This is a genomic window from Streptomyces sp. NBC_00872 (genome assembly GCF_045161915.1).
Taxonomy (GTDB): domain Bacteria; phylum Actinomycetota; class Actinomycetes; order Streptomycetales; family Streptomycetaceae; genus Streptomyces.
Genome location: NZ_CP108806.1, coordinates 8933996 through 8950928 on the forward strand (window position 1 = coordinate 8933996; position 16933 = coordinate 8950928).

20 protein-coding genes are annotated in these 16933 nt (G+C 67.9%); 8 read left to right on the plus strand and 12 right to left on the minus strand.

The annotated features are described in order from the left end of the window. Window positions 1-130: 130 nt before the first annotated feature. Window positions 131-1003: a helix-turn-helix transcriptional regulator gene (locus OG214_RS37630; RefSeq protein WP_405987361.1), complete on the minus strand. Its 873-nt coding sequence runs from the start codon at window positions 1001-1003 to the stop codon at window positions 131-133. 193 nt (window positions 1004-1196) lie between these two features. On the opposite strand from OG214_RS37630, the gene OG214_RS37635 reads away from it, so the two are divergent. Further along, window positions 1197-2003 (plus strand): SDR family oxidoreductase, encoded by an 807-nt coding sequence (locus tag OG214_RS37635; RefSeq protein ID WP_405987362.1) that lies wholly within the window; start codon window positions 1197-1199, stop codon window positions 2001-2003. Window positions 2004-2164: 161 nt separating this feature from the next. Here OG214_RS37635 and OG214_RS37640 read toward each other — a convergent pair whose 3' ends face one another. Together OG214_RS37640 and OG214_RS37645 are read right to left on the minus strand one after the other, a co-directional pair. After that, the gene (locus OG214_RS37640; protein WP_405987363.1) at window positions 2165-2947 is read right to left on the minus strand and encodes a response regulator; all 783 of its coding nucleotides are present in this window, start codon (window positions 2945-2947) and stop codon (window positions 2165-2167) included. Next, window positions 2944-4227, minus strand: a complete 1284-nt coding sequence (locus OG214_RS37645) for a sensor histidine kinase (RefSeq protein WP_405987364.1) — start codon at window positions 4225-4227, stop codon at window positions 2944-2946. Before OG214_RS37645 ends, OG214_RS37640 begins: the two co-directional genes overlap by 4 nt. Window positions 4228-4596: 369 nt before the next feature. Here OG214_RS37645 and OG214_RS37650 point away from each other — a divergent pair, with 369 nt between their 5' ends. Beyond that, window positions 4597-5412, plus strand: coding sequence for a CPBP family intramembrane glutamic endopeptidase (locus OG214_RS37650; RefSeq protein WP_405987365.1), 816 nt, complete (start codon window positions 4597-4599; stop codon window positions 5410-5412). Window positions 5413-5592: 180 nt separating this feature from the next. Here the strand turns inward: OG214_RS37650 and OG214_RS37655 are convergent, their stop codons facing one another. Next, window positions 5593-6393 carry an SDR family NAD(P)-dependent oxidoreductase gene (locus OG214_RS37655; protein ID WP_405987366.1) on the minus strand — a complete coding sequence of 267 codons (801 nt, stop codon included), beginning with the start codon at window positions 6391-6393 and terminating at the stop codon, window positions 5593-5595. Window positions 6394-6478: 85 nt separating this feature from the next. On the opposite strand from OG214_RS37655, the gene OG214_RS37660 reads away from it, so the two are divergent. From OG214_RS37660 to OG214_RS37675, 4 genes are all read left to right on the plus strand, one after another. Further along, window positions 6479-7333 carry a helix-turn-helix transcriptional regulator gene (locus tag OG214_RS37660; protein WP_405987367.1) on the plus strand — a complete coding sequence of 285 codons (855 nt, stop codon included), beginning with the start codon at window positions 6479-6481 and terminating at the stop codon, window positions 7331-7333. A gap of 196 nt (window positions 7334-7529) precedes the next feature. After that, entirely contained in the window at window positions 7530-8201 is a 672-nt protein-coding gene (locus OG214_RS37665; RefSeq protein WP_405987368.1) for a HEAT repeat domain-containing protein, read from the plus strand. 3 nt (window positions 8202-8204) lie between these two features. Next, window positions 8205-9209: a HEAT repeat domain-containing protein gene (locus tag OG214_RS37670; protein ID WP_405987369.1), complete on the plus strand. Its 1005-nt coding sequence runs from the start codon at window positions 8205-8207 to the stop codon at window positions 9207-9209. A gap of 68 nt (window positions 9210-9277) precedes the next feature. After that, window positions 9278-9859, plus strand: a complete 582-nt coding sequence (locus tag OG214_RS37675) for an EF-Tu/IF-2/RF-3 family GTPase (protein ID WP_405987370.1) — start codon at window positions 9278-9280, stop codon at window positions 9857-9859. A 184-nt stretch (window positions 9860-10043) separates the two neighbouring features. On the opposite strand, the gene OG214_RS37680 is transcribed toward OG214_RS37675, so the two are convergent. Next, on the minus strand, window positions 10044-10442 hold the full coding sequence (locus tag OG214_RS37680) for a hypothetical protein (RefSeq protein ID WP_363085147.1): 399 nt from the start codon (window positions 10440-10442) through the stop codon (window positions 10044-10046). Window positions 10443-10485: 43 nt separating this feature from the next. Then, window positions 10486-10728 (minus strand): hypothetical protein, encoded by a 243-nt coding sequence (locus OG214_RS37685; protein WP_405987723.1) that lies wholly within the window; start codon window positions 10726-10728, stop codon window positions 10486-10488. 116 nt (window positions 10729-10844) lie between these two features. On the opposite strand from OG214_RS37685, the gene OG214_RS37690 reads away from it, so the two are divergent. Together OG214_RS37690 and OG214_RS37695 are read left to right on the plus strand one after the other, a co-directional pair. Next, entirely contained in the window at window positions 10845-11276 is a 432-nt protein-coding gene (locus OG214_RS37690; protein ID WP_363085146.1) for a DUF4259 domain-containing protein, read from the plus strand. A 288-nt stretch (window positions 11277-11564) separates the two neighbouring features. Continuing rightward, window positions 11565-12047: an iron chaperone gene (locus tag OG214_RS37695; protein ID WP_405987371.1), complete on the plus strand. Its 483-nt coding sequence runs from the start codon at window positions 11565-11567 to the stop codon at window positions 12045-12047. 44 nt (window positions 12048-12091) lie between these two features. Here OG214_RS37695 and OG214_RS37700 read toward each other — a convergent pair whose 3' ends face one another. The 6 genes from OG214_RS37700 to OG214_RS37725 all read right to left on the minus strand — a co-directional run bounded on the left by OG214_RS37700 (window position 12092) and on the right by OG214_RS37725 (window position 16908). After that, a complete protein-coding gene (locus tag OG214_RS37700; RefSeq protein ID WP_405987372.1) occupies window positions 12092-12397 on the minus strand; it encodes a hypothetical protein in 306 nt (101 codons plus the stop codon). Between the two features lie 129 nt (window positions 12398-12526). Beyond that, on the minus strand, window positions 12527-13000 hold the full coding sequence (gene aac(6'), locus OG214_RS37705; RefSeq protein WP_405987373.1) for an aminoglycoside 6'-N-acetyltransferase: 474 nt from the start codon (window positions 12998-13000) through the stop codon (window positions 12527-12529). 161 nt (window positions 13001-13161) lie between these two features. After that, complete coding sequence (locus OG214_RS37710; RefSeq protein ID WP_405987374.1) at window positions 13162-14130, minus strand: reverse transcriptase domain-containing protein; 969 nt, start codon at window positions 14128-14130, stop codon at window positions 13162-13164. Beyond that, window positions 14127-14944 (minus strand): IS5 family transposase gene (locus OG214_RS37715; protein WP_405987375.1). Its coding sequence is split into 2 segments (ribosomal slippage): window positions 14127-14587 and window positions 14587-14944, totalling 819 coding nucleotides; the frame shifts between segments, so codons are not numbered across the junction. Before OG214_RS37715 ends, OG214_RS37710 begins: the two co-directional genes overlap by 4 nt. 905 nt (window positions 14945-15849) lie before the next feature. Beyond that, window positions 15850-16290: a hypothetical protein gene (locus tag OG214_RS37720; RefSeq protein WP_405987724.1), complete on the minus strand. Its 441-nt coding sequence runs from the start codon at window positions 16288-16290 to the stop codon at window positions 15850-15852. A 345-nt stretch (window positions 16291-16635) separates the two neighbouring features. Then, window positions 16636-16908, minus strand: a complete 273-nt coding sequence (locus OG214_RS37725; protein ID WP_405987376.1) for a hypothetical protein — start codon at window positions 16906-16908, stop codon at window positions 16636-16638. Window positions 16909-16933: the final 25 nt, after the last annotated feature.

Consider the following 16933-nt stretch of genomic DNA (forward strand, 5'->3'; position numbering starts at 1 on the left):
CGCCCGGTTCGCCCCCGGCCGGCACCTCGACCTCGGCAACGCGGACTTCCAGGACAGCGACACGAAGTCCTCCATCGACGGATGCTCACCCGCCACCAGGTCCGCCGACCCGTCACAGCGGGGGCGGTGGTCATCGGACGTCCGGCGGCACGGCGGGTGTGTCGTGGCGGGGAGCGGTCCAGTTGCTGAGGAGTTGGAGGGACTCGGCGGTGGGAGATCCGGGTTCGACGTTGTACACGCACATGGTCTGGTCGGTGTCACCGGGTGCCTGGAAGGACTCGTAGGAGAAGTGCAGGTCGCCGACGAGGGGATGGTGATACCGCTTGGTTCCGTGGGTGCGGCGCAGGACGCGGTGGTCATTCCACCAGTCGCTGAACTCCGCCGAGCGGAGGGTGAGTTCGCCGACAAGGTCGGCGAGCTGCCGGTCGTGGGGGTAGCGGCCGGCTTCGAGGCGCAGTATGGCGACGGTCTCGGCGGCGATCCGTTCCCAGTCGCCGACCCGGTCGCGGGCCGCCGGGTCCAGCAGGTAGTAGCGGGCGAGGTTGCGGCGGGTCACGGGGAGCGCGTCGAAGTCGGTCAGAATCGTGCGCGCGAGGCGGTTGGAGGCCAGGACATCGGTGCGTCGCCCGAGAATGAAGGCGGGCACGTGATCGAGGGTGTGGAGCATGAGGTGCAGGCCGGGACGGACCCGCTGCGGGTTGCCGGGGGCACGACGTGCCGGGGTGGGGCGTGCCAGGAGGTCCACGAGGTGTTCGCGTTCCGCCGCGTCGAGCCTGAGCGCTCGGGCGAGGGCTTCGAGCACCTCGGGAGACGGGTTTCCTCCACGGCCCTGTTCGAGGCGGGTGTAGTACTCGGTGCTGACTCCGGCCAGACGGGCGACCTCGTCACGACGCAGTCCCGGCACCCGGCGCGCACGCCCGTCGGCGGGCAGTCCTGTCTGGTCCGGAGTGATCCCGGCACGGCGTGTGCGCAAGAAGTCGGCCAGCTCGCTGCTGCGGTCCATACACCCAGTCTGAGGGTGCCGCACGTGCCGTGCTCAGCGCTGTGTGGCCCTGTCAGTACCTGTTTCCCGAGTACCTGCCCGCGCGGGGCCCGCTCGGTGCGGATTCACCGGGGTGTCGCGGTGGTGTGCTGGATGTGGGGCCGGTGAGAACCGGTTCCGGTTCTCCTCCCTTCTCTCCTGGAAGAGGTACATCATGTCGACGGAATCTCCTGCCGAGGCTCTGACCGCCGAGCCTCTGGCCGCCAGGCCTCTGGCCGGCCGGGTCGCTGTGGTCACCGGCGCGTCGAGCGGTATCGGTGAGGCGTCGGCCGAGCACCTGGCGGAGCTGGGCGCCGCCGTGGTGGTGCTGGCACGGCGCGCGGACCGGCTGGATGACCTGGTCGCCCGGATCCAGAAGGCCGGCGGCACCGCGCTGGCCGTCGCCGCGGACGTGACGGAAGCCGCCGCGGTGCAGGCGGCGGCCGACCGGGTGGCGGCCGAGCTGGGCGGCGCGGATCTGCTGTTCAACAACGCGGGCGTCATGCTGCCCGCGCCGGTCGAGGAACGGTCGGCAGACCAGTGGCAGCACCAGATCGACCTCAACGTCACCGGGCTGATGAACGCCATCGGCGCCTTCACACCCCAGCTCGTGAAGGCCGCGGCCGAACGCGGGGTGGCCGACCTGATCAACACCTCGTCGATCGCGGCACAGAACATCTTCCCGAACTTCGCCATCTACTCCGCCACCAAGGCCTACGTGACCCACCTCTCCCGCCACCTGCGCGTCGAGCTGGGCGCGAAGAACGTACGTGTGTCCGCGATCGAGCCGGGCATCGTCGGCACCGAGCTCCAGAGCCATGTCACCGACGACGGCGCGCTTCAGTGGCTGGAAGGCTCGAAAGAGACAATGGAGTGGCTCACGCCCCAGGACATCGCGCGGACCATCGGGTTCATCGCCGGCCTGCCGCCGCGGGTGAACCTACAGCAGGTCACGATCATGCCCACCCGTCAGCCCAGCTGACCGCTGACCGCCATTCGCCGTGCGCCTCAGCCTCCCTCCCTTTCCAACTGCCGGAAGGCGAGTCCCGAAGGGCCGAAGCGCCAAAGCGCCGAGGGGCCGAAGCGCCGGGGGACGGTGTTCAGCCGATGGGTCGGATACGCGCTCGCCCCATGCCCCGGTCGTTACGCGCTCCCGCCGCTTCTGTCGCTCCCGCCGCTCCCGCCGCTCCTGCCGCTCCTGCCGCTCCTGTCGGCGACACCCGCGCGGTAAGCGAGGACCACGGCCTGGACGCGGTCGCGCAGACCGAGCTTGGTGAGGATGCGCGAGACATAGGTCTTCACCGTCTCGCCGCTGAGCACCAGCTCGGCCGCGATCTCCGCGTTCGAGAGCCCTCGGCTGATCAACCGCAGCACCTCGTGTTCACGCGGGCTGAGCACCTTGAGCCGCTCCCGGTCGGGCGAAACGGCCGGGGCGGAGGGGCGCAGCCGGTCGGCATACGTACCGATGAGGGTGCGGGTGACAGCCGGTGCGAGCAGGGCTTCTCCGCGCGCGACGGTACGGATTCCCTCGACCAGTTCCCTCGGTGGCGCGTCCTTGAGCAGGAAGCCGCTGGCACCGGCGCGCAGGGCCTCGTAGACATACTCGTCCACGTTGAAGGTCGTGACCACGAGGATCTTCGTACGGTGGGCGGACTCCGGTCCGGCGAGGTGGCGGGTGGCCTCGATGCCGTCGAGCAGGGGCATGCGGATGTCCATCACGACGACATCGGGCCGCAACGCCTCGGCCGCCTCGATCGCCGCACGTCCGTCCGCGGCTTCGCCCACGACCGTGATGTCGGGCTGGGCGGAGAAGATCGTGACGTAGCCGGTCCGTACGAGTGCCTGGTCCTCGCAGACCAGCACCCGGATGGGGGCCGCCGGAACGTCCGTCCCGGCAGGTCTGTCCGGGGTGGGCGGGGTGCTCACACGGCACCCCCGGTGGGTATACGGGCTCCGACAGCGAACCCGCCGTCGGGCCGGGACTCCGCCGTGAACCGGCCACCGAGCATGTCCACCCGCTCGCGCAGCCCGCCCAGCCCTCGGCCGCCCGCCACATGGCCGCCACCAGGCACATGGCCGCCCACCGGCCGTGGCGCGACCCCGGTGGCGCCGCCGCACGGTCCCTCGGTGGTGATCGCGACGTCCATGTGATGGTGACCGTAGTGGACGCGGACCAGCGTGGGCCGTCCGGCGGCGTACTTCACCGCGTTGGTGAGCGACTCCTGTACGACGCGGTACACCGCGAGTTCGGTACCTATGTCCATGGGCGCCCGTGCACCGTCCTCGACGAATTCGACCGGCTGCCCCGCCAGCCGGGTCTGCTCGACCAGGTCGGACAACCTCCCGTGCGCCGGGACCCGTTCACTCGGCGCCGACTCACCGGTGGCCTCCAACACACCGAGCAGATAACGCAGTTCCGCCAGGGCACGCCGGCCCGTGCCGCTGATCGCGGTCAGGCCCTCGGTCAGCCGGTCGGAGGAATCGGGTGAGGCGGAGAGGAACTGTGCGGCATCGGCCTGGACGACCATCGCTGTCACATGGTGGGTCACCACGTCGTGCAACTCCCTCGCCAGGCGCGCACGTTCCTCGGCGGTGGCCGCCTGTGCGGCGAGCCGCCGCCGCTCCGCCTCGTCCGCGCGACGCCCCCGCACGAACGCACCCACCCCCCAGAACACGGCGAGCGCCAGGAAATAGACGGCGTAGTCGACGAAGCCTGCCGGGGAGCCCAGCCGCCACAGGACGAGCGCGAAGACCACGTACGCCGCGAAGGCCGGCACCGGCAGCAGCAGCCGCCACCGATCCTGGTAGGCGCCCACGGAGTACAGCGCGGCATACAGACCCAGGCTGCCGAAATTCGGCGGATAGGCACACGCCTGATGGGCCGTGAAACAGAGGCCCACCAGCGCCAGACAGCCGGCCGGCGCCCTGGTGCGCAGAGCGAGCGGGAGGATCTGCCCCAAGGTCAGCAGAACACTCGGGGCACCGGCCTGCCGGACGGGCAGGTCGCCGAACTGCGCCCCGACGCTGTCGAGCGGCGCCGCGAACGACAGCACGGCCAGCACCACCGCGAACTCGAGGTCCCGCGTGGCCGACGGCCGCGTGCGCCACCAGACCGCCAGGCGGCGGCAGCACTCGGCCACCGTCGGCAGCAGGTGGGAAAAGCGGGTGACGGCCCGCGGGCGGGGTGGCGGCCTGTCGATTCTCACTACGTCCTCGCGAGCTTCGGGATCGTGCGTCGTGCGTCGTGCGTCGTGCGGAGCGTATCCATGTGCCACGGGTCCCGGCGTCCCCCGTGAGAGGACATCTCATGCAGCTCGCAGGGGGTGGCTCCGACGGGGGACAGCCACCCTCGGAAAGTGTCCACTCGGCGGTGACGATCCACCGTGCCTCCGGCGCCTACCTTTCCGGCACCGGACATCGGTGCGGCCGCACCGGGCCACGAGGAGGACACCGTGACACCGCGGAACAAGGATCAACAGCCCTCGGCAGGGGACGACTTCGCACCTGTACGACGTGAGGGAACAAAGACGGCGGGTGCGCGCCGGTGGGCGCGGTCTCCGTGGGGCCGGCCCGTAGTGGTGATCGTCGCCCTGGCGGTGTTCAGCGTCCTCGCCGGTCTGGTCAACAGCGTCGCCGACGCGACACCGGTGACAGGTCTGCTGTTCGGTGTGGTGACGGCCGCGCTGGGAATCGGCCTCTACCGCTGGCTGGTACGGCGTCTGGAGGACCGCGATCCGCACGAGCTGCGGGTGGCGGACGCACGGGCCGGAGTGCGGCAGGGCGCCCTGACAGGCCTCGCCGCCTTCACCGTGACGATCAGCGTCATCGCGATGACCGGCAGCTACCACGTAACCGGCTGGGGATCGTTCGGCGGCGCGCTGACAACGCTGGGACTCATGAGCTGTGTGGCCGTCACGGAGGAACTCATCTTCCGGGGCGTTGTGTTCCGCTTCCTGGAGGAGCACGCGGGTACCTGGGGCGCGATGGCCGCGTCAGGGCTGATCTTCGGTCTCGTGCACCTGGTGAACCCGGAAGCCACGGTCTGGGGCGCTTTCGCCATCGGCATCGAGGGCGGCCTGCTCCTCGCCGCCGCCTACGCGGCGACGCGCACCCTGTGGCTGCCGATCGGCCTGCACCTGGGGTGGAACATGGCGGTGGGCGGCATCTTCGGCACCACCGTCTCCGGCTCCGCGGCCGGCCTCGGCAGCCTGCTGGAGGCAAAGGTCAGCGGCTCGGAGGCGATCACAGGCGGCTCGTTCGGCCCGGAAGCGGGCGTGGTCTCGATCCTGGTCTGCCTGATCCTCACGGCCCTCTTCCTGCGCCACGCCAAGCGCCGGGGCCGCCTGTACGCGCGAGGCGACACTCCGCTCCCGGCGGCCACGCGGGACTGACCGGCCGGACCGGGCCGGCGGCGAGGAACATCGGAGCGAGGCACATCGGATCGAAGACCGACTCGCCCAGGCCTTCCCTTCCGGGCCCAGGCGCCACCGTCGGCTTCCAGGCGCTGGCGCCGCCGTTGTTTTCCAGGCCCCGGCGCCGCCGCTTTCAGACCCCGGCGCCGCCGTCGGCTTTCAGGCGCCGGCGCCGCCGTCGACCGGCACGATCGCGCCGGTCACCATCGACGCTCGGTCGCTCAGCAGCCACGCGGCGACTTCGGCGACCTCGCGGGGCTGGGCCATGCGACCGAGCGGGATGCTCGCGTTGATGCGCGCGACGACACCGGGGGTCGCCGCCTCCCACGTGTCGATCATCTCCGTCGCGGTGCCGCCGGGGGTGATGCCGTTCACCCGGATGCCCTGACGGCCCCAGGTCACGGCCGCGGTCTCGGTGATGCTGTTGAGCGCGCGCTTCATGGCACCGTACGCGGGGAGTTCCGGGTTCGCGCGGCGGCTGCCGATGCTTGAGGTGTTGACAATCGCCCCGCCGCCGCCCCGGCGCATGAGCGCGGCCTCGGCGGTCATGGCGGTCCAGTGCGAGCGGAAGTTCACCGTGAACTGCGCGTCGATGTCCTCGTCGCTCGTGTTGTCGAGCGGGCCGGGCTGCTGGATCGCCGCGCCGTTGTTGAAGGCGCCGTCGAGCCGTCCGTGCAGCTCCTCGACGCGGTCGACCGCCGCGCGGATGCTCGCACGGTCGGCGAGGTCCAGGGTGACGGCGTCGGCGACACCGTCGTCGGCGCGGATCTCGGTGACGATCCGCTGAAGGGCGTCGGTGCTGCGCGCGGCGAGCACGACGGCGGCGCCCTCGGAGGCGAAGAGCCGGGCCGCGGCCGCCCCGATGCCCCGGCTGGCGCCGGTGATCAACACGACCTTGCCGGTGAGCAGGCCGACGGGTGCGATGTCGGTGTTGTTCGTCATGTCGGTGTTGTTCGTCATGACGACAGTGTCAGTCGGGCCGCAGGCCGGATGCAGGCACAGGCGGTACCAGGATCCCTCGCCGCGCGGCGTGCAGACTTGGGGTATGGACAAGCAGGAGCTCGGTGTGTTCCTCCGTAGCCGTCGCGAGCGGCTCCGGCCGGAGGACGTCGGCCTCCCCTCGGGCTCGCGACGCCGGACACCAGGTCTTCGCCGCGAGGAGGTGGCGGTCCTGGGCCATATCTCCACGGAGTACTACGTCCGGCTCGAGCAGGGCCGGGCGCCACGGCCGTCGGGCGAGGTCCTCGCGGGGATCGCAGGCGCGCTGCGGCTCACGGACGCCGAGTCCGATCATCTCCACGTCCTCGCGGGCACCGCGCCGAGCCGTACCGGACTGCACCGGCGCGACGTCCGCCCGAGCATCCTCGCGCTTCTTGAGCGGCTGCCGCAGACGGCCGCTTTCGTGGTGTCCGCCGCGTTCGAGGTGCTCGCGTGGAACGATCTCGCGGCCGCGCTCATGGAGGACTTCGCCGAGCTCGCTCCGGAGGACCGCAATCTCGCGCGTCGGGCATTCCTCGGTTCGGCGGGCGCCGCCGATGCGACGTTGTACGGGGTCTCCGACGCCGCTGAATTCCGGCACCACGTCGTCATGCGGCTCAGGTCCACCCTCGCCCGGTACCCGTCCGACCCCGCGGTGACCGGCCTCGTCGACGAGCTCCGCGACGCCAGCCCCGAGTTCGCCCGGCTCTGGGAGCGGCACGACGTGCAGGCCGCGCCGGTGCTCACGAAGACTTTCCGTCACCCGGTCGTCGGGGAGATCACCGTCGACTGCGACTCGCTCACGCTCACGGACCGCGACCAGAACGTCGTGCTCTACAGCGCGCCGCCAGGATCCCCTGACGCCGAGGCACTGGCTCTGCTGAATGTGCTTGGAGCCGGGACTCGGGATTATCTGCGGTAGCTTCGCGGTCGGCCGCGGCGTACGGCGCAGAGGCGTGCGGCGCAGACGCGTACGGCGCAGACGCGTACGGCGCAGAGGCGGTCTCGGAAAGGACGCGGAGCGGACTGTGGAGCGCGCGAAGCGGTTGTCCCGCAGGTGAACCCGCTTGACCTTGACACACTGACAAGGTCTTCACTGTGTCAAGGAGGTGGTCCTGATGACCCTGCCGAAACAGGACACGCATATGATTCGAGCTCTCCAGGGGCTGGAGGACAGCCGCTCGTCAGTGCGGCTGCGGGCAGCGCTGGCGGCCGGCACGACCCCTGATCCGCGGTTCATCGGCAAGCTCATCGAGCGATGCGCGATCGAACCTGAGTTCTATGTACGCGAAATGCTTACGTGGGCACTCACCCGCCACTCCGCAGCAATGACGGTCCCGGAACTTCTCGATGAGGTCCGCTCCGAGCGTGCGCAGGCACGAAGCCAGGCGTTGCACACACTGTCCAAGATCGGGGATCGGCGAGCATGGCCGGCGATCACACGGGCGCTTCTGTCCGACGCCGACGATGAGGTGGCGCGGAGCGCTTGGCGGGCAGCGGTCGTGCTCGTACCCGAAGGTGAAGAGCCCGAGTTGGCCGCGGTGTTGTCGGCACAGCTCGGACGCGGCGAACGTGAGACACAGCTGAGCCTCAGCCGCGCGCTGATCGCGCTCGGTGAGGTGATTCTGCCAACTCTGCACGCCGCGACGACGGACCTCGACCCTCGCGTTCGCACGCACGCGATCGCCACGGAAAGGCTGTTGCGCGACCCTGATGCCGGATTCGAGTTCGCGATCGAGGAGGCGAAGCGCGTCGTAGCCCTCGGCAGAACCAGCCAGGAGGGGCGATAGGCCGTGTTGATCGGTGATGTGGCAAGGCGGTCCGGGGTCAGCGCCCGCATGCTCAGGCATTACGACTCGCTCGGCCTGGTGCGGCCGACGGGTCGTACCGACGCCGGCTACCGTGACTACTCCAGCGAGGACATCCGGCGGATCTTCCATATCGAGAGCCTGCGGTCATTGGGGTTGTCGCTGCGTGAAGTCGGGCGCGCGCTCGATGATCCCGGCTTCACGCCCTCGGAACTCGTCGACGACCTCATCCGTCAGACGCGGGAACGCATCGCACGTGAGACGGAGTTGCTCACTCGACTCCGTCGCATCGGTGCCGCGGAACCCTCCGGCTGGGAGAACGTCCTCCAGATCGCCGCGCTCCTCCAGGCGTTGGGGTCAAAGAACGCCGGGAAGCGCCAGCGCGCGGCCTTGTCCTCGGTCGAAGAGGTTCCGGTGCCGGTGGAAGCACTGGTCGAGGCAGCACTGAGCGAGACGGACCCGAATGTCGCCGGAGCGCTTCGATGGGCTTTGGCACGATCGGGCGACGGCGGGTGGGCACTGCTGGCGGAGGGCCTCGGCTCACCAGTACCCGAGGTGCGGAAACGTGCCGTCCAGTCCATCGCTGAGATTCCGGACGATGAGGCGACCGCGCTGCTGCGGAACGCCCTCGCGAACTCCGACCTCGTGGTCCGCAGGTACGCGGCTCTGGCGCTCGGGGCACGTGGAGTGGCCGACGCGGTCCCGACGCTCATCGACGTGGTCGTCGAGGAGACGAATGACGTCGACGCGGCCGATGCGCTGAGCGCGCTGGCGAGTCGTCCCGCGCTGGCGGATCAGATCGCTGCCCGGCTCGTCGACTGCCTCGCCCACGGCGCCGTTGAATCGTCTGCGCGTCGACGGCTGACGCAGGCGCTCGCGGACATCCCGGGAATCACAGCATCACGTGCCCTCGCGGATCTGTCACACGACGAAGACCGTGCCGTTGCGCTTACCGCGACATACATCCTCGGGATACGCAACGCACGATAGCGGGTCTTGTTGCTGGCTCACCGCCGGCCTCGGCAGTCTGTCCGTTCGTGGCGGTAAAGGGGGCTCTCGTGAATGCGGCGGAAAGGCCGTTCCTGATGTGTGTCGAGGATGTCTTCTGCCGTACCCCGGGCAGAGAGGTCATGCTGACAGGCCAGATCGAGCGTGGTCGGGTTCGCAAGGGTGACGAGGTGGAGATCGTCGGCCTCGGCGGCAGCGGGATCGTTCCCGTTACGGCCATCGAGGCGAGCCGCCGACGTATCGACGAGGCGAGTGCGGACATGAACGTGGGTCTGTTGCTAACCGGCTTGGCGGCGGACGCGGTTACCCGGGGGCAGGTGCTCGCGGCGCCTGGCACAGTCGACGCACACGTCGGCTTCGCAGCGGACATCATGCTGCTGTCCGAGGAGCACGGCGCTGCGGAAGTGCGCACCGGTGATCGCCTCCAGTTCCACGTCCGTACCGCTGTGGTGCTGGGCGTTGTGACACTGCCCCATCACACCGACGTGCTCCATCCGCTTCACATGGGCACGGCCACGGTCACGCTCGATCAGCCAATCGCCCTGGAGGAAGGCCAGTCCGTCAGCTTCCGTCACCACGGTCGCGCCGCCGGCTCAGGGACCGTAACCCAAGTACTACGCCGAGTCCCATGAACAGCGACATACCCACGAGTGCTCATCGCCCAGCATGATGAGGCCTGCCGCCAGGGCCGACGTCATCATCGCGCGCCGGGCTCGGCTACCGCACCCGCGCAGCCGCGGCGGTCGGATCGGACATCATCGCGGATCCAACCGCCACGACCACCAACCTGGCGAGGTTACGCGGTCACAGCACCAGCTAGCAGCTGCTGCGGGACTGGAACTCCACCACGGCCTCTTCCGGGTTGCTGACCTTCACCCACAGGCCGGTGGATGAGCCTCGCCGGTCATAGGTGCGGGTGAGGCCTGGGTTGAAGTTCACCCGGTAGCACCAGCCGGGATCCACCCTGAAGGTGTCCCAGTCCTGGCCGTCAGGGGTCCGCTCGCCCGGGGCCAGCCAGTCCGTCGGGGACCCGGAACAGGCCCCCACACCGTCGCACCAGTCCCGGGCGACATACACGCTGTAGGCGGACTGATTGATCGTTTCCGAGCAGCCGGTCCAGTCGCATTGCGGCCCGGCCTGCGCGGGACTTGACATGAGGACCGTTGAGATCAGGGCTGCCACGGCAGCCCCTGACGCGGCGATACGCTTCTTCATATTTCCCCCGTTAACTGTCTTTGTTCCTTGGGGACTTACACTCTCAGCTCGTAAACGCCGTGTAAACACACTGGTTGCGCCCGGTTCCGTGGTCCGGCGGCCGGCGGCCAGGCGGCGCACGGCAGTTGCAGCGCGACACGAGAGCCGGGATGCCGCCACCGGCCACCGGTTCGCAGACCGAACCAAGAGCGACCGCGACCGCGAAGCCGTCATCACCGGCCTGCCCCTCCTCCGGAACTCCGGTGTCGTCGAAGGCCATGTCGACCGGATCAGGATGCTCAAGCACCAGATGTTCGGCCGTGCCGGCTTCGCCCTCTTACGTAAGCGAGCGCTGCTCGCCCCGTCCCCCTCTTGTCAGTGGCTGATGCGAGGATCCCGGCGAATCTACGCAAGGAGATCAACATGGGCACCTGGGACACCGGCCCCTTCGACAACGACACAGCTGCGGATTTCGCCGACGCTCTCGACGACGCCGAGCCCGAGGAACGCGAAGCCCTGATCCGAGGTGTCCTCACCCGCACCGTCGACACCTCCGGCTACCTCGTGGAGGCGGAAGAGGCGGTGGCCGCCGCCGCGTTGATCGCGGCACAATGCCCAGACAGCGACCCTGTCGGCACGCCCTACGGACCTCAAACACCAATGCCGACCTTCCCCACCGATCTATGGAAACTCAGTGACGAGGCCCTCGCACGCATTGTCAGCGACGAGTCCGGGCCGGCCTCGAACTGGGTCGACCCAGATGACGAGAGACGATGGCGCGCACTGCTCAATCGCCTTCGCGCGGTACTTGCCCCACCGCCACCCACCATCCCGCTCTTTGACTTTGAGCCATGACACAGCGTCACCGGTCGCAACACTTGAGCCGGAACCGAGACTCAGCAGTGGATGTCCAGCTCGACGGAAGGCACTCGTTCTTGCCTGGTAGCGATGCTCACGAGACTGGACAGCATCCGGCAGACACCCAAGTCGGTCGTGACGCAGAGCCGTCAAGCCCGCTCCTTTCCTGACGAGTGGCCGCCCGCGACGCGGCAACGCGATCGATCAGTTTTGAAGAAGCCTTTGTTACGGCTGTTTCCTAACATAAAGGTCGTACCCAGCGGATCACGCGGAAAGGCACCTCCGATGAAGGACCCCCAGAAGGCCACCACGGGCAAGGGCGGCAGTGCCTATGAGGGCTTCAGCGAGGAGGAACGCGCGGCGATGAAGGAGCACGCGCAGGAGCTCAAGGCGAGCGCGCGCCGCGGACCGCGCAGCAAGGTGGACGCGGAAGCCGCCGTGGTCGAGAAGATCGCCGAGATGCCGGACGCCGATCGCGTCATCGCCGAGCGACTCCATGCCTTGGTCAAGGCCAGCGCGCCCGAGCTCTCCCCGAAGCTCTGGTACGGGATGCCCGCGTACGCCAAGGACGGCAAGGTCGTCTGCTTCATCCAGTGCGCGGCGAAGTTCAAGACGCGGTATCTGACGATCGGCTTCAGCGACTCGGCGATGCTCGACGACGGCACCATGTGGCCGACCGTCTTCGCTGTGACAAAGCTGACCGCCGCCCATGAGAAGACCCTCAGCGCCCTCGTGAAGAAGGCGGTGAATGACAACCCGGTCGCGTAGGCGCTGCCACGGAGTCGAGCCTCCGTCGTCCGCGATGCTGTCCCTCATCTGTGCCCCGGGGGCCCCAGATGTCTGGCGCTGGACCCGCACTGGCGAGCCGTGAACTTGTCGGCGACAACTTCCGCGCATACGGCGCAGCGCTCACCATTCGACCCGAGCACCCCGGACTCGTAGTCCAGGTGTCCACGGCCCCAGCGCGGCAGCGCCACCCCGAGCAGCCACCGGCTCGGGGTGCGGATCTCCGAGGTCATCACCTTGGCGAACCGGGCGGTCGGCCGGTGGTGCAGCCGCTCAGCGTCCATCCCGGCCGCGAGCCAGCGGACGGCCTCCCGGGCGATCTGCCGTTCCATAAAGGGTTGTTCACCTTCGACCGCAGCCAGTGCACCGGCTCCGGCATCGCGTAGATCCGCGGGCTCATCGACAGCGGCGGCTGTTTTCATCCCCGCGCAGCGCGAGACCACCCTCGACAGCCGACCGCGTCAGGTCAGCTCCTCTGCGAGCAGGTCCATCAGCAACCCGTCCTGCCAAGCGCCGGTCCGGTGGTTGCGCCAGTACGCTCGCATGATCCCTACGGGTTTGAACCCGACCTTGCTATAACTGCGGATGGCCGCGGTGTTGGCCGCGGCGGGATCGATGGTCAGCCGGTGATGGCCGCGTTCCTGCACCAGCCACCGGGCCAGCGTGCGCACGGTGTCGGCGCCAAGCCCCTTCCCGTGATGACTCGCCGTCAGGAAGATGTCGATGCCGGCACGGCGGAACTCGGGGTCGGTCTCTTCGTCGTACTGGACGGCTCCGATGACCTCGCCCCCGAAAACAACGGCCAGCATGTCCTCGTAGTCGTCCAGAGGCGGCCACCACGCTGCGACTTCCGGTTCTCTTACGATCCTGCCGAGGACTTCGGAATCGCCATCCGTCATCGTCCGCAGCACGACCTTGTCCCCACGCAGTTCCATGCCCTCATTCTCCCTGAGCGGTGAAGGCACCCTCAGAACCAGCTTCCAAGGACGGCGAGCGGCCTCTTCGCCTTCGCCGAGTAGCCGAGGGGAGTCTCACCCCTCGGCTCTCACAGATCCGTGCGTAACAGTCTCCCGTTACACGGCTCTTGCCGTTCTGATCACCAACCTGACGCGGCCACCGTCGTGCAGCGCCAATGCGTAAACATGCGGGGATACCGCTGAGCGATCTCCCGCAGCTTCGCAAGGGCCTTCCGCAGTGGCGCGAGCCGTTCGTACTTCTGGCGGATCCAACGCACCAAGTAGGCGTTGATGCGCTTCAAGAAGCGGGTCAACTCGCTCGGCCTGAACCGGCCGTAGTAGTTGATCCACCCCGCCACCACAGGATTGATCCTGCGGGCGAGGTCGGTGAAGGACAGATCCGAGCGCGTGTGCAGGTGCCAGGACCGCACTTCGCCGCTGATCTTCTTCAGAGCGTCCTTGCTGATGCCGGGGTCGAACGACAAGAAGAGCTTGCCGTTGCGATCCTGACTGCACCTGGCGCGAAACGTGAACCCGAGGAAGGTGAATGCCGTGACTCCGAAGGAGCCCCGGCGCTTCCCGTCCTTGCAGTATACGATCCGGGTCTTGTCCGGATGCAGTCGCAATCCGACCTCGGCCATCCTGTTCTCCAGAGCGGACAGCACTTTGACGGCCTGCCGCTCCGAGATGCAGTGCAGCACCGCGTCGTCCGCATACCGTTCGAACCAGACGGTGGGGAACTCCCGGTCCATGCAGAGATCGAACGCATAGTGCAGGAACAGGTTCGCCAGAACAGGCGAGACAGGAGCCCCTTGCGGAGTCCCGCACTCGCGGTCCATCAGGGAGCCGTCGGGCATCTTGAGCGGGGCAGCAAGCCACCGCTCCACATACAACTTCACCCAAACGGCATCGGTGTGAGCTTCCACCGCCTTGACGAGGAGGTCCCAGGGCACACTGTCGAAGAACTTGGCGATGTCAAACTCCACCACCCAGTCCCGTTTCCGGCAGCGTTCTCTGCAACGCTCCACCGCGTTCAGCGCAGACCGCCCGGGCCGGTATCCAAAGGAATCTTGGTGGAAAACAGGCTCCACCCTTAGAGGATGTCTCACGTGGTGAGTTTGGCGAGTTTCTTGTAGCAGGTCAGGGCGGCGGCGAGGCCGAGGAAGGCGAGGAAGTGGCTTCCTTTGCGCTCGTACCGGACGGTGAGACGGCGGTAGCCGAACAGCCAGGAGATGGACCTCTCGATCTTCCAGCGGTGGCGTCCGAGTCGTTCGGAGGACTCGATGCCCGGGCGGGCGATGCGGGCGATGATGCCGCGTTCGCGCAGCCAGGACAGGGTGTCGGCGGAGTAGTACGCCTTGTCGGCGCGGAGCTTGCCGGGGCGCCGGCGGCGCGGTCCGCGCCGGGATCGTACGGCCGGTATCGCCTTCACGAGTGGCTTGAGGGCCAGGCTGTCGTGCGTGTTCGCCCCGGAGGCGCCGACCACCAGGGGGATGCCCTGGGCCTCGGACAGCACGTGCAGCTTGCTGCCGGATTTGCCGCGGTCGACCGGGTTCGGGCCGGTCAGCGACCCCCCCTTTTCGCCCGTACCGAGGCGGCATCGACGATCACCGACGTCCAGTCCAGCTCGCCACGCGCGCCGAGCTCGTCCAGCACCGCCCGGTGCAGCCGACGCCACAGACCCGCCTTCGTCCAGGCGGTAAACCGGCGGTGCGCGGTGGCCGGCGAGACACCGAAAGTCGGCGGCAGATGCCGCCACGCACACCCGCTGGTCAGCACGTACACCACGGCGGTGAACACCGCCCGCTCGTCCAGCGGCGACGTGCCGCCATCCTGGCGACGCAGCGTGAACGACGGCAGCAACGGCGCGACCAGATCCCATAACCCGTCAGGAACCAGCCGCTGCGACAGATCAGCACCCATAAAGAACAATGATGCCGCAGCTCACGACACAGCCACGTGAGACATCGTCTTAGCATCAGATGCCTGGCCACCACGGTCTGGGCCACACGGTCGGCGACTGCGGGAATGCCGAGCATTCTCATGCCGCCGCCATGAGGCTTTGGAATCTCCACCGCACGCACGGGAGGGGGGAAGTATGAGCCCGATGACATCCGGTTCCAGACCTTGTAGAGGTTGTTCTTCAGGTCCTTCTCGAAGTCGTCGATGCTCTGCCCATCCACTCCGTGTGCGCCCTTGTTCGCTCTGACTTCCTCCCACGCCTCCTTGACTTCCCACTTCGAGATATCGAACGGTTTGACTGGTGACTTCAACTGGTCCATCGGACTCCTCCCGGATAGCTCCGGTTGATACGACACACTCAGTCACGAACGACCCGGTCCCTTCGCTCCACCCCCGTTACAGGGGCTTCACCACTACTACGGACCGGTCCGCCGGCATGTCCCGCCTCGGTACTCAACCCCTCACGGTTTCGGCCGCTTGGAGCTCTCCCTGTCGCCCGCCCAGAAAGGCGGACAGTGTCGGGACATGCCTTCTCCTGTTCCGTGCGAAAGCAGCAGACTGGGCTCACGTCACCTGCATGCCGGACACCACCTGGCCAATAGACGGGCACCCGCCAGGCTTATCCCGGAGCTGGGTATACACCCCGGTTTTGATGCCATCTGAAGGTCTTACGACACGTCAGCGGTAAATCGTTTGCACTCGTCTTCCCAGTCCCCACCTGACACCTCTTGGATGCCTTTTCCTCATCGCTCACCACGACGGTCTTCAGCCAACGCAGCATGAGGCGGTTTGAAGCCTCCCCCCGCAGGGCGACTTCGAAGGGCCACACCTTCATCTCTCGCACAGCATCGCTTCTGGGAGCTGCCCTACAAACAGATCCCTTTCGCGTTCAGGACACAAACACCCAGGCCCTCCTCCGCCTCGCCCGTCAACGCATCAGTGTCCTGTTCGCCATGCTCCGCGACGGCACCTTCTACGAACCCCGCGTCCCCAAGGACGTCGAACTCGCCGCATGACCCCAGCCAGCCAAACCACCCCAAACCCAACCTGGGCGTCTTGACGAAAGACATAGAGGCACCCCCCCAGAGGCCGAAAGAGGGCACCGCGGCTGGCCACATGCTGCTTCCCCAGGACACGTCCTCGTCAATGCTCCACTCGACGTGATGCTCGCCGCCCGCTTCTTCTGAAGCACCGGCCCAGAGCACCACCGCGGTGCCTACGTCGGAACGAACACACACTCTCGCCGAACCTGTCGACGTCCGGGGCGCCGCTTCTACCTGGACCAACACCACGTCATCGTCCACCACGTTGCTGCATTATCAAACACCCCTGCCAGGACGAAACGCTCTTTGAAAGGATCCCATGCGGGGGATGGAAGGGTCGGCTGGAAGTGGTCGCCGACGTCCTCACCCGACAGATCAAGCCAGGAATCTCACTCGGCATCGAGGCCCTCTACCCGCAGTTCACGAAGGCATGACGGCGCCGAAGCCCGCCGCAGCACCGGGTGCGTCCGCGCCCCCGAAAGGCGCGCGCCCGGCTTCTGACGGGCGCGCCCGGCTCCGTACTCCGACTCGCCCATCCGCCACAGCGCCGCGTCGGGCGTGACACCCCATCGAGGCGTGACACCCCGTCAAGGGAAGGGCGCGACAATGTCACATCTTCTGGATCTCGTAATGGAAGCTCACGGCGGCAAGGAACGCTGGAGCAAGGTCACGGCAGTGACGGCGGTGTTGCGCATCGGCGGGCCCGTGTGGGCGCTGCACCAGGTGCCCGGCGTCCTCGGCAGCCACGAGGTCACGGTCGACTTGGGAACGCAACGTACCGTCCTCCGTGACTACACCGAGGCCGGACTGCGGGGCGTCTTCACCCTCGACCGCGTGTCTGTCGTGGCCGAGGACGTGCGCACGGTCGAGGAATGCCGACACCCCCTCGCCTCATTCGACGGGTTCC

Excerpts from the sequence above, each read along its gene's own strand:
- OG214_RS37690 (WP_363085146.1), top strand. The coding sequence starts at position 10,845 with ATGGGCACCTGGGACACCGGCCCCTTCGACAACGACACAGCTGCGGAT.
- OG214_RS37695 (WP_405987371.1), top strand. The coding sequence starts at position 11,565 with ATGAAGGACCCCCAGAAGGCCACCACGGGCAAGGGCGGCAGTGCCTAT.
- OG214_RS37655 (WP_405987366.1), bottom strand. The coding sequence starts at position 6,393 with ATGACGAACAACACCGACATGACGAACAACACCGACATCGCACCCGTC.
- OG214_RS37635 (WP_405987362.1), top strand. The coding sequence starts at position 1,197 with ATGTCGACGGAATCTCCTGCCGAGGCTCTGACCGCCGAGCCTCTGGCC.
- OG214_RS37660 (WP_405987367.1), top strand. The coding sequence starts at position 6,479 with ATGGACAAGCAGGAGCTCGGTGTGTTCCTCCGTAGCCGTCGCGAGCGG.
- OG214_RS37700 (WP_405987372.1), bottom strand. The coding sequence starts at position 12,397 with ATGGAACGGCAGATCGCCCGGGAGGCCGTCCGCTGGCTCGCGGCCGGG.
- OG214_RS37630 (WP_405987361.1), bottom strand. The coding sequence starts at position 1,003 with ATGGACCGCAGCAGCGAGCTGGCCGACTTCTTGCGCACACGCCGTGCC.
- OG214_RS37665 (WP_405987368.1), top strand. The coding sequence starts at position 7,530 with ATGACCCTGCCGAAACAGGACACGCATATGATTCGAGCTCTCCAGGGG.
- OG214_RS37680 (WP_363085147.1), bottom strand. The coding sequence starts at position 10,442 with ATGAAGAAGCGTATCGCCGCGTCAGGGGCTGCCGTGGCAGCCCTGATC.